This is a genomic window from Chloroflexota bacterium (assembly GCA_016887485.1).
Lineage (GTDB): Bacteria > Chloroflexota > Anaerolineae > Anaerolineales > Anaerolineaceae > Brevifilum.
The window spans coordinates 2,322,445-2,334,904 of the sequence record CP069394.1 but is presented as its reverse complement, the minus strand read 5'-3'; the positions used below and the strand labels follow the sequence as shown (position 1 = coordinate 2,334,904).

Here is a 12,460-nt window from a genome sequence, read left to right as displayed (position 1 = left end):
GCTTCCTAACTGTTCTCGGGCCAAGCAATTCATATCTTTTCGGAATAAAAAGCCTTTTATTGACAATTTAGTGTATTTAAGGAGTAGAGATGCCTGCAAATAATCCTGATGAGATTTCTGACCCTTCTACTAACAAACAGCAGGAAAAAAGAAGACCGAATCGTTGGATCTTAGCTTTTTCCTTTATAACGTCGGTTTTATTTGCTGGATCACTGATTTGGGGATATTCTGAGCGGAACCGAGTGAAAACGTTAGAAAATGAGTTATTAGATGCAAGATCATCAACACCCATTGTTCAAACAACACAATCATGTGAAGAGATTGTGAAGCCAACGGAACAAGAAACCGCTAATTATTCTAATGGATCAGAATTAATTATTTCTAATTTCAAGGCTGCTTTTGAAAGTGGGGATTATGAACAGGTGAGAGCGCTTTTTACTGATGACGGTGTATTGACAACGGCATCCAATGTCCATGACGCCATAATGACGGATGATACCAGTCATTTGGCTGATCGAGTAGATGAGCAAGAATTTATCCGTTTGGCAACAATACATGGTGACCGTAGTCAGGAGTTCATTATTCTTGGGGATCCCTTAATGATTGGGGATAATACACTTGCTTTCGCCTGGGAATGGGGGGATGGCGTAAATGGAACGGCGTTACTCCATCTTCGAAACGGGAAAATCGTCATTTGTATTCTTAATCCAGCGCAGTATCAAATACCATTTACGGGAAAATAATTTTCTTAAATTATGAGGGCAAAATTTCTTGATTAATTTTTTCAGTCCTGACAAAAATAGTTAAGTCCTATTGATCAGGATTAATATTCTGTTTGCCAAGGTGGAAAAAAATATTTATCCGCTTGATACTCCCCTCACTCCACCCAGGTGATCACGGCCAGATTCTCCGGGTCAAATCCATCGGCGATAAATTCCAGCGATAGCTGCGGAAACGCGACCCGATAGATCGAAACCACTTTGACCTGCCGTAACCCCACCGCTCCATCCGCTGTCCATTAAAAGTTCACCATGAATTAGGGGTTCAGCCAGCCCGCGAGTTCAATCTGATAGAGTCCAACATTAGTCAATGACTGGATTGGCCAAAACGGCGATCTTTTGGGGGATGGGTGCAGTTGGGACATATCGCCCAAATTATGGCCGTTTTCAGTAAGCGGACAAAACAGGCTGGTTGTGGGTTAGAGTGCTGCCACGCTCACGCTCAATATCAAGGGCGCCTGGGCCTTCGCAACTATATGCGCTCCATGGAATGTGAGAATTTTGTTGGCGCTACACACATCGCGTTAATGAAAAACCGCCCGCATTATTATCTGTGGGGTCTGGCTGTTGAGCCCGCCAAAAAATCCCTAGGCATTGGTTCAGCGCTCATGCAACCACTTTTGGCCCAGGCCGATGCCCAAAAAATGCCAATCTATCTCGAAACCCATGATGAGAAAAATGTTCGGTACTATCAGAAACATGGTTTTGACCTTTTACATACGGCTTGCATACCAAAATATCAGTTATCATTTTGGTGTATGATGCGGGGGTCAGTTTAGAATAGGCTTGAAGGCAAAGGGCTGATCCTGTGCTGTAATATTAGAAAAGAAAGACAATTAAAATTAATTTGAAAGCATAACCGCTCGGGCAAAAGCTCGACCTTCCCACAGGTCAGGGTTATTAGTCCAATTAATTAATAATAATAATCCCATGATTTATCAGCATACCATGCGATAATTACGCCATTCCATATTACAATAAATTAAGAAGTTGTTTTTTTAGCATTTAGGTCGGCTCAAAAAAGGATCGTCTTACATGCTTCCCTATGCCTTTATCCCCCTGGCATTTCTTTTCGGCTCTTTTCCGTTTTCAGTTTGGTTAGGAGAGATCCTGCTTGGCGAGGATGTAAGAAAGTTTGGTGATGGCAATCCGGGTGCGGCTAATGCCTTCAAGACTGGAAATAAATGGGTCGGTCTTTTAGCTTTGGTGTTAGACGTCAGCAAAGCCGCTGTTCCGGTCGGTTGGGCTTATTTTAATTTTGGAATACGAGGTCTGCCCATGCTGCTGATTGCGGTCGCGCCAATCCTTGGGCACGTTTTTTCACCTTTCCTCCGTTTCCATGGCGGTAAAGCATTGGCGACCGCTCTGGGTGTCTGGATAGGGCTAACCATTTGGAAACTATCCATCCCAGCGGTTCTGGGGGCAGTGATAGGGATAGCGCTTTTTACGCCTCCAGGTTGGTCTGCAATCCTTGGGTTGAGTGGAATCTTGGCGGTACTCTTTCTTTGGCTGCCTGAGCCACTTTTCCTTGCCGTTTGGTTCGGTGAAGTTCTTATCCTGGGATGGACTCACCGAAATGATCTGCGCAAGGGCATCCACCTTCGCCCATGGATATCAAAGTTGTTCTCGAATAAAAAATCATGATTTCAATATTGGTTGATTATTTAACGGTCACCTTAATCGACCATATTATCTTCTTTCAGTTGGTCCTTTTGCTGATTCTATTAAGCAATATTTGGATCACTCACCGCATCCGGCGTTATTCTCCAACAGAGAAATTTCCTGTGGTCTCCATTCTTATCCCAGTTCGCAACGAGGAGAGTTGCATAGCCGGTTGTGTTCAATCTTACCTTGGACAGGATTATCCTTCCTTTGAGGTAATTGTGCTTGATGATCAATCAAACGATGCCTCAAGAGCCATCCTAGAAACGATTGCACTTTCCGAACCCAACCTGCGAATCATACTTGGGGTGCAACCCACTCATGGTCAAGTTGGGAAAAACTGGGCATGCAGTCAGCTTTCCCATCAGGCACAAGGTGAGTTGTTGTTTTTTACAGATGCCGATACGGTCGCCCGACCAGATACATTAAAAACGGTTGTCACTGCGTTATTAGGTGCGCAAGCAGATTTAATTACTGGTTTTCCCAAGCAAGAAATTCATACCTTGGGCGAAAAGGCACTGGTGCCATTCTTTTCCTGGGCGTTCCTTTCCTTTGTCCCTCTATTATTAGCCTATCAACTTAAGGTGCCTTTTCTTTCTGTCGCAGTTGGACAGATGATGTTATTCCGCCGTGAAGCCTACTTGGATATTGGTGGACATGATGGCATTATCTCTTCTGTCGTAGATGATATCAGTTTAGCTCGAAGAATTAACGAAAAAGGGCTGCGTTGGAGAGTGACTTATGTGGCCGATTTGATTGCCTGCCGGATGTATCATTCAAGCCGAGAAGCAGTAAACGGATTCACAAAAAATCTATTTGCAGCCTCCGGTTATCGTTTACTTCCTTACCTGTTCACTTACCTATGGCTATTCATTATGTTTTGGGAGCCATTGTTTGTGATGGCATTACTGGTCTTTTGTGGAACGCTTAAGGCTCAACCTTATGTCCTAATGATTTGTATAGCATTATCCTATCTGCTTTGGCTTATTCCGTATCTTGAAATGAAAATCCCGTTCTATCTTTCTTTCTTCTATCCTTACACAGTCCTTGCAAACATTTGCGTTGCTTTTCGCTCCTTGATCCATACCCTGGAAGGACGCATCACATGGAAAGGCCGAGCTGTTGACAAGGCTAGATGGAAATGGTTCTGAATTGGAGTCACAATAATTTATTAAAAAATGGAAAATCAGTGTTAACCCATGATCAAATATTCTCAGCTCGTATCACTTTTTTTAAACAAATGAAATCAATGTCTTATTCGTTCGTTCTTAGGTAGAACTACCCGAAGTGGTACCGGGCTTACAAATTACATATAATCGCAGGTACAATTAAAAAGTAATTTCACTTTAGTTTCACAACTGTTACGCATATTAATAACCCCTGTTAATTTTTGGGTATTAATTTTCTTATTAAAGCTCAATACTAGAGAAGGAAAAAAGAAATGGACGAGAAAAGCGAAGCCTTCCAACCGGAATCACAGCCTGAACCGGTAACATCGGATTCGGCCGAAGTTAAAAAACAAGACCAGGATAAAAGGTCCGAAAAACAACCCCCTAGTAAATTTGTGCGCTTTTTACGCAAGGGCCTGATCGGCTTGTCGATTGTCGCTGCCATCTTTTTTGCTGGTTTTCTCACAAACCATTTTGTCCGTTACAGTCCCCTTTCCAAAGAGCTGGAGCAAACCAAAGTCGAACTGGAACAGGCAAATCTGGAATTGGACGACCTTGAGCAAGAAAACGCTCGCCTGACAACCGCCAATCAAGACGCCGAGAATGAGATTGTCGCCCTGGAAGAGGAATTAATTGCTGCCAGAGCAAATATGAAATTCTACCAGGTTTTGGTGGATGTCAACACCGCCCGTATCGAACTTTTCTTAGAAAATATAGAGGGTGCTCAGGCAGCGCTGGCGGATACCCAGGATAACCTTGAAGACCTGCAACCCTTTATCGAGGAAGTGGACGCCGATTTAGCCCTCAGCCTGCCCCGCCGGCTGGAACTGATTATTTCGGGCCTTGCGCGGGACCCTGAAACCGGATTGATTGACCTGGAGTTGTTCACCAAGGATCTGCTTGAGCTTGAACCGCTGCTGGTTGTGGAATAGAAGGAATTTCGATAATATTAGAAATATTTTGATTTGCGCTCGGTTAGCGGTTCGGACCATTCGAAGGGCGCGTGTCGAGCCCATGTGATGTGGTTAGGATAATAACAAGATATACGCTCTTGTATCTTGGAAAGGCTTATCCAGTTGTCATTGAAGGTTTGTTTAACGAAACTGGCAATCCTTGATCAGAACAGGTTGACTTGCAGAATCGGAAAATGAATTACATTGGGTGTCATATTTGGAAAAAAGGTATCCCGATTGATTGGATCCTATTTTAATATCCGAGTCGATGACTAGCCTTTATCCACTCAGTTGTTGGTTCGAACTGCCTAAAGGTCATATCAGGTCCAGGATCTGGTCTGATCCTTGTAATTTTGAACCCTTTTACTGTGGGGTGTTAAAAAGAGATGCATTTGAGATCATGCTTCAATGGCAGACTCAGGGGTGAATATTGTTCATTATCAATTTGTTTTTTCTCATGTCTCATGCTCCTAAGTAGGAGTTTTTTGCCTTTGTCTTGTCACCTGGCAATTGGAGATTTCCGGTGCGCCTCTTTCAGAGAACTTCAATGACTTCTAACCGAATTAATTCATCTACGATATCCTGAATTTCTGTGGAATAATCTGGTTCTACACCGGATTTCTCCATGATATCAGCAATTGTCATCGGTCTTGCCTTGGGAAAAGGCAGGTGGAATAGAAATTTCCCCTGGGGAGTTGTCAGGCTGATCTTGTGTTCTTTTCGCTCCCTCCCTGCACCTTCCCAGATCGTAACACCGCTGAAGCTATCACCAGAGCGAGCTACTGAAAAGTTCGCGTCTTTGTCTTTTTTCTCACGCACTAAGCGGGTTAAACCTTCCCCCGGGTTATCCTTTTCGAATTCAGTCAGATCCAGTTCGAGATATATTTTTGGTTTGATCAGTGTGAAGCGAAAGTAAGGTCTCTTCTTTTCAAAAACTTCAGTTTTCTTAACTATCTCAAGGTCTGTTAGAGCATCCAGGAAATCCTGGGCTGTCCGTATATGTAAATTGAGTCTGGAGGCAGCTTCGGAGGCTGAAATATCCTGATAGTTTGCCAATAGCTTAAAAAAATCCTCAGCGTACTCTTTTGAAAGGGAAGCTCCTAATTTTGCAGCAGTTTGATAATCCATCAAGCACCTCATGTTACATGAAAGGGTTTAAACGCAGGGCATTCATTTTTTCAATGATTTGAGATTCCTGTCCGTTTTTGGATAATTCCAGAAATTCACGAATCAGATTTCCTAGGGATTGGCAGAGTTGATCGAAATCCAAATCCATTTTGAAGAGTAAATAATCTTTTTCAGTAATATTTACCGATATATTGCCGTCAAAATCAATCGCGACCCAGGTATCCTCTAGATAATCCTTTTTTAAACCAAGCAAATAAGGAGTATCCTTTCCGGGTAAGGCCAGCACAAAAATGACCCGGTTGTCTTCTCGAAAAGCGAAGGCAAGTAAATTTTTGGTCATAAAATCAACAAACCGGATCATTTCGGTTTTACTGATGGGTACCTGTCCGGTTGGACGGGGACGGGCAGAGAAGCTATCCCCGGTATCTTCTATGGGAAGTGCAGCCAGCTCAAAGATCTCCTGTCCTCTCCAGCGGAGTTTCCTGTTGAAGGTTAGGTAAGCGACCACCATCAAGGAGATATACATACCAACCAGGAAAAGGGGAATTAGATCTATCTGGCTTTTATCTTTAATGGCAGAAGGAGCGCTGACACAAACCAGAAACGTAAAAATCGAAAATAAGGTCACTGCCAAAAACCCGGCATTCCGTGTCCTCAGGAAGGTGATGAAAGGCATCACTGATATAAAAAAGTACATTACACCAATCATATATAAGGCAGGACCAAATCCAGCCAGTGAGGCTACAGTTAAAAATATAGCGATCAATCCAATTGGGAACAAGATTATCTTCAGAACGCTAGAATCTTTGGTTTTTCTTTCAAAAAACATGGGTTACCTCTCTTTTGCTGTATGATATACTTCATTATATATGAAGTATATCATAAAAATAGTATAAGTCAATAGTGATTCTGTGGTATTTTAAGACCTGGTTTCAGGGATATACCCATTAACTGCAACTCTTTATTTACTTGAAAGAACAAGGTAGGGGTAACTATTCGTGGAAAAAGTGTAAAATTATGGCCTATAGGGAATTGACCGTTTATCCCCCCGTTCGTCCCCCTCATTCCACCCAGGTGATCACAGGCAGGTTCTCCGGATCAAAGCCACCGGCGATAAACTCCAGTGATAGCTGCGGAAATGCCATCCGATAGATCGAATCCTCAGTGGTCAGATAGAACGCCATTGAATCAGGCTGCCAAACCACATCCCGAACCGGCAGGTCCGTCAGGGTTTGCAGGATCGTGCCTCTGGTACTCTGATAAAGCCGGGCACCGCTTTCACCACCCTCCTCCGTGCCCCAGGCCACCATCCAGTTCCCGCTGGGGGAAACACTCGCCATCCGCTCATCCGAAAGCGAAAAACCGCTGCCATTGGCTGAAAAGCCGATCAGCCCTTTGACGCCCACCGCAATGAACAGGTCATTCGGTTCAGCATATAGCCCGGACCAATCCCCCACCATCTGCAGTGACCTAACCGCGCTGCCGGCTGCCACCAGATAGACCCCGCTCAACATATTCTTCTCAACAGCCTGGCTTTCATCCAAGATAAAAGCATAGGATGGCGCATTGGGGTCAAGAGCCGCCAAACGGAACGCCCCACCCAGCAGAACGCTCTCCGCCAGCGAATCCACATTGACCTGACGCAGCTCGAACGGTCCATCCGCCGTCTGGGAATAGCTCATCATCGTTTGGGCGTTCAGCCAGCCAATGAAAACCTCTCCCTGGCTGCCGGGAGATGGCAGATAGAGTGAGTTCTGGTTATCAAATCCGGGAACGCTCACCCCGGTCACAACCTCCGAACGCCACCCGGTTTCTTCCGTGTAATCGCCCAATTCCTGAGTGATCAACCAGTTGCCGCTGGGGGACCAGAAAGGTGACGCGCTGTGGGAATAGAGCCCATTCAGCCGTTCAATACTGCCTGTGGTCGAATCCCAGAGATAGAGATCACTCGAGGTGACGTTCAAAGCGGCGGTAAAAGCCAGGTATCGCCCATCCGGTGACCAGGCCAGCCCATCCTCGCGGGTGACCGCTCGCAGGGTGTCAAAAGCACGGGTGCCTTCCTCATTCACGATCTTCCGCTGCACAACCAGGCTCAGCAAGGGTGTCAGCTTGGTGACCGTGGTGGAAGGGAGGTCAATCTGATAGAGCGCAAATTCATCTGTGTTCAAAGGCGAGCCCGCCCGGACGATCAAGGTGTGTCCATCAGGAGAAAGTCCATTGATCAGGTCGGAGGTATAGATTGGCGCAGGCAGGGAGATCTCCAAAGTCACGCCGGCGTCCACATCATAAGCCAAAAGCAGGCCCGGATCGTCAGGTGCCGGGAAGACTAGCCAGGGGCCATCGACCGCGACGGTTGGGCGGGGCGTGGTCGTCGCAACGACCTCTGTTGCCGTGGGGGTCAGCAGGGGCACCTCTTCCCCAATGGCAGCCTGCTGGGTGGCATTGATCGCGTCATTGGTCGCCTTGCGGGCCTCAGCCGTGGGCGTGCCGGACCAGGAAGCCGGGGTTGCCGTTGTCAGCCGGCAAGCCAGGCTGACCAGCATTAACACCAACAATACCCCTATCAGATGTAGACTGGACTTTTTCATCTTTCGATCCGTTCTCAATCCTCGAGGATCTGCAGGCTGGACATTGAGGCCACCAGCGCTTTCAACCCCAAACCCTCAAAATAGACTTCAACCGTCTCATCCCCATACTCTAATATACTCTTTCGAACCACACCTTTTCCATAGGTGGGATGCATCACCTGCATCTCTGGCTGGAATCGCTGTTCAACCGCTTTCGGTGGTGTGGGCTTCTTACGTCCGCTGGTCGAACCAAAAGGCGTTTCCCATTGGTAAGAAGACCGATCGTAGGTCTCCGTCGTGTCATAGGAGTGGGTGAATTTACCCTTGATTAGTTCCTCCGGCAGATCCTCAAGGAAGCGGGAAGGAATCATATCCTCATAGCTGCCATAGGGGGTTCTCCGCCTGAGCGCCCGGGTGAGGTAAAGCCGGTTTTTGGCCCGGGTCATCCCCACATAGAACAAGCGGCGCTCTTCCGCCATCGATTCAGCATCATCCTTGGACCGGCTGTGCGGCAGAAATTGTTCATCCAGGCCAATGATGAAGACCTGGGGGAATTCCAGCCCCTTGGCGGCGTGCAGGGTCATCAAGGTGGGCGCATCCAACGAATCGGGCAGAGTATCCTGGTCGGCCATCAAAGCCATCGCTTCCAGAAATTCCGCCAAATCCCGATCCTCATACTCCAACAGAACCTGACGCAGTTCTAAGACGTTGCCCCAGCGGTCCTGATCTTCTTCACTTTCATCGGCGATGTAGCTTTCATAGTCCGTATCCAGCACGATCTCATCAAACAGCTCGCCCAATGTAATGCGGTTCAGCTTCTCTCGCCAACCCCGCAGCAGCTTGCTGAAGGGCAACAATCGCTGGGCAGAGCGTTCCAGCGCTTCCACAAAGGGCGCTCCTTTTTCGGTGTTCATCGCCAGCAGCACTTCCCCGCTGCTCATCTCGGCCTGGCGAGCAACCGCATTGAGCTGCTGTTCGGTCACAGAACCAATCCCGCGGGGCGGCGTATTGATCACCCTTGCCAGGCTGACCTCATCCCGAGGGTTATAGATCAGCCGCAGGTAAGCGATCACATCCTTCACTTCCCGGCGGCCGTAAAACCGCTGGGTGCCAACCAGCCGGCAGGGCATGTTCGCCCGGCGAAAGGCTTCTTCCAGTTGGCGGGATTGGGCGTTGGTGCGATACATGACCGCGAAATCCGATTCATTAGCCAGCCCCATACGAGCCTGACGGTCAATGGTTTCCACCACATATTCCGCCTCAGCCTTGTCGTCATAGGCTTCCTTAACCACAATCGCCTCACCAGAGCCGCGGTCCGTGAAGAGTTTCTTCTGGGTCCGGTTGGCGTTCTCATTGATCACCGCGACCGCACCATCCAATATCTTCTGAGTGGAGCGGTAATTCTGTTCCAGGAGGATCTTGCCCGCATCGGGATAGTCCCTCATGAACCTTTCCACATTGTGATAGTCTGCACCGCGCCAACGATAAATTGACTGGTCCTCATCGCCAACCACAAAGATGTTCTTGTGGAAAGATGCCAGGTGAGAGAGCAGCTTATACTGCGCCATATTGGTATCCTGGAATTCGTCCACCAGGATATGTGTGAAGCGCTGAGCATACTTTTTACGCACTTCCGGATAGGTTTCCAGCAGCGTGGCGGCATAGAGCAGCATGTCGTCAAAATCCATCGCGTTGCTGGCGATCAGATAGGCCTGATAGGCCTGATAGATCTCTGCGATGACTTCATCCCGATAGCCCTCAATAGGGAATTCATCCGGTCCCAAGAGGTCATTCTTGGCTTTGCTGATCAGGGAATGCACCTGACGCGGGCGATAGTCCTTATCGTTCAGGCGTTTCTCTTTGATCACCCGTTTGATCAATGTGAGCTGGTCATCGGAATCGAAGATCACAAAGTTATGATCCACGGGCAGGTAGGAAGCTTCCCGGCGCAAAATTCGACCGCATATCCGGTGGAATGTGCCCAGCCAAAGGCCATCCGCCTTATTGCCTAATAATCCCGCCACGCGGCTTTCCATTTCGCGGGCCGCCTTATTGGTGAAGGTGACCGCCAGGATTTGATAGGGCTGAACGCCCAGCACAGCGATCAGATAAGCCACGCGATAGGTCAGCACCCGGGTCTTTCCGGAGCCTGGCCCAGCCAAAACCAAAACCGGTCCTGACGGCGCGGCGACAGCATTCTTTTGTTGTTGATTGAGTTCGTTGAGTATATCTGCCATGATGACCAAAATTCTACCGTTGCCACAGAGCTGCGTCAACGGAACTTGGGGTGCAATTGAGAACCCGGAATAAAGACTTAGCAATCTATTTGTTGAATCTTAAAACACTATCACAAATCTAATAACACTGTCATTATAGAATGGATTTGACCGACAAACAAAAGCAAATAACCATAAGTCTTTGTAAATCTATCTCGCCACGGTTTTGATCCTCTCATTTTGGCTGGCCTGGCATCCAACCCAAACCAGCTAAGTCACCCGGACCTCGTGTGACAGAAAAAAGGCCGCATGAGTCAGATGCGGCCATTAATTTATTTATTTAAGCCTTCGTAGGTCTCGCTGGAAGCGTGACTAATCCGCGCAATATTGAATTTTCCATCAAGCAATTAAAAAGTCACGCAGGTTCGGCTCTGCCTCACCATGCGTGACCTACGAGTTGATAATTCTTGTTAATCGCTAAATATTGAAGCGGATTTCGATCACATCCCCATCCTGCATCACATATTTCTTGCCTTCCACGCGCAGCCGTCCCTGATTACGGGCTTCTGCAAAGCTGCCCAGGGTGATCAGGTCATCATACGAGACCACTTCGGCGCGGATGAATCCTTTTTGCATATCGGAATGGATCACACCGGCAGCCTCAGGCGCCAACGCCCCACGCGCCACCGTCCAGGCATGGGTTTCCTTATCGCCAGCGGTGAAGAACGACTGCAATCCCAGAAGGTCATAGGACAGCTTGATGAACCGGTTCAACCCAGGTTCTTCAATGCCATACTCCACCAGGAAGATCTCCGCCTCTTCAGCGGGCAGCTGGGCGATATCCATCTCCAGCTTGGCCGGCATACTGACCACTGTGGTTCTGGCAAAAGGCGTCTCAATCTCGATAGGGGTCTGATCCTCTGCGTGATTGACGACGATCAGTTGGGGCTTCTTACTGAGGAAACCATAGCTTGAGATCATGAACTCCTCATCATCGGTGAAGGTCTCGTTGCGCAAGGGGATTTCCTCGGTCAGCAGCGCTTGCAGCTTCTCAAAGAGTTCCGTCTCCCGTGCCACCACAGCCTTGTCCCGCCCCACGCCGCCCCGTTTGCGTTCCTCTTCCAGCCGCTGGAGCTTGCGTTCCACCAGGATCAAGTCATTGATGATCAATTCGGCTTCCATATTCGCCAGGTCACGCTTGGGATCAATGCTGCCATCCCGGTGCGGGACCAGGGGGCTGTCGAACTGGCGCACGACATGGATGAAGCCATCCATCTGGCCCAGGGTGTTGAGCAGCGGACCGGAAATGCCGCCCTCCGCAGCCTTGCCCTCGAGCCCGGCCACATCTGCATAGGTCACCTTGGCATAGACGATCTTCTTGGATTTGAACATCTCCGTCAGCCGGTCCACGCGCTCATCCGGGACGTCAATCACAGCGGTGTGCACTTCCACCTTACCGCCGCTGATCCCTGTGGGCACGTCGCCGCGGGTTAGTGCGTTAAAGAGCGTGGTCTTGCCGGATTGGGGTAAACCGATAATGCCTAATTCCATCTTTCACTCCATCAAAAACTCCCCTGCCCAGGTGGACAACGGAGAAAATAAACCGTTTTATGTACCCCCAATGATACCTGAGAACAGCGGATTTGGCAGGAGGTTTCACAAGCTTCCATTTCCCTTGACCCCTCCTTCAAACCAGCTTAGAACGTAGGGTGTGCACTTTTTTGTGCGCACCAAATTTATCCTGCAGAACCAAATTAATTACTAAGCAAGCGTATCTTTTAAATAAATCAATATTTTAATTTTGACCGTAGGGGCGGGTCTCCGTGCCCGCCCCAAAAAGAATGCTTTTACGAACGACCACTACTCCCAGGGGAAGCGGGCAGGGTCGCCCCTACCCACATTGATCATAGGGTGTGCACTTTTTTGTGCGCACTAAATTTTACCTTAGCACCTCTTCTTTTTGGTGCGCTCAAGTTCGGAGCGCAC

10 protein-coding genes are annotated in these 12,460 nt (G+C 48.2%); 5 read left to right on the top strand and 5 right to left on the bottom strand.

Annotation, left to right across the window (positions count from 1 at the left end; genetic code table 11):
- Positions 1–89: 89 nt before the first annotated feature.
- The 5 genes from JR338_10650 (at position 90) to JR338_10630 (ending at position 4,542) form a co-directional block, all read left to right on the top strand.
- A complete protein-coding gene (locus JR338_10650; GenBank protein ID QRN82865.1) occupies positions 90–743 on the top strand; it encodes a nuclear transport factor 2 family protein in 654 nt (217 codons plus the stop codon).
- A gap of 392 nt (positions 744–1,135) precedes the next feature.
- Positions 1,136–1,558 (top strand): GNAT family N-acetyltransferase, encoded by a 423-nt coding sequence (locus JR338_10645; GenBank protein QRN82864.1) that lies wholly within the window; start codon positions 1,136–1,138, stop codon positions 1,556–1,558.
- 256 nt (positions 1,559–1,814) lie between these two features.
- Positions 1,815–2,423, top strand: a complete 609-nt coding sequence (locus JR338_10640) for a glycerol-3-phosphate acyltransferase (protein QRN82863.1) — start codon at positions 1,815–1,817, stop codon at positions 2,421–2,423.
- Entirely contained in the window at positions 2,420–3,592 is a 1,173-nt protein-coding gene (locus JR338_10635; protein ID QRN82862.1) for a glycosyltransferase, read from the top strand. Before JR338_10640 ends, JR338_10635 begins: the two co-directional genes overlap by 4 nt.
- Positions 3,593–3,882: 290 nt before the next feature.
- Complete coding sequence (locus JR338_10630) at positions 3,883–4,542, top strand: hypothetical protein (GenBank protein ID QRN82861.1); 660 nt, start codon at positions 3,883–3,885, stop codon at positions 4,540–4,542.
- A 555-nt stretch (positions 4,543–5,097) separates the two neighbouring features.
- Here the strand turns inward: JR338_10630 and JR338_10625 are convergent.
- The 5 genes from JR338_10625 to ychF form a co-directional block, all read right to left on the bottom strand.
- Complete coding sequence (locus JR338_10625) at positions 5,098–5,691, bottom strand: hypothetical protein (protein QRN82860.1); 594 nt, start codon at positions 5,689–5,691, stop codon at positions 5,098–5,100.
- 13 nt (positions 5,692–5,704) lie between these two features.
- Positions 5,705–6,520: a hypothetical protein gene (locus JR338_10620; GenBank protein ID QRN82859.1), complete on the bottom strand. Its 816-nt coding sequence runs from the start codon at positions 6,518–6,520 to the stop codon at positions 5,705–5,707.
- A gap of 232 nt (positions 6,521–6,752) precedes the next feature.
- Entirely contained in the window at positions 6,753–8,279 is a 1,527-nt protein-coding gene (locus JR338_10615) for a PD40 domain-containing protein (protein QRN82858.1), read from the bottom strand.
- Positions 8,280–8,293: 14 nt separating this feature from the next.
- Positions 8,294–10,495 carry a UvrD-helicase domain-containing protein gene (locus tag JR338_10610; GenBank protein ID QRN82857.1) on the bottom strand — a complete coding sequence of 734 codons (2,202 nt, stop codon included), beginning with the start codon at positions 10,493–10,495 and terminating at the stop codon, positions 8,294–8,296.
- Between the two features lie 456 nt (positions 10,496–10,951).
- On the bottom strand, positions 10,952–12,025 hold the full coding sequence (ychF, locus tag JR338_10605; GenBank protein ID QRN82856.1) for a redox-regulated ATPase YchF: 1,074 nt from the start codon (positions 12,023–12,025) through the stop codon (positions 10,952–10,954).
- Positions 12,026–12,460: the final 435 nt, after the last annotated feature.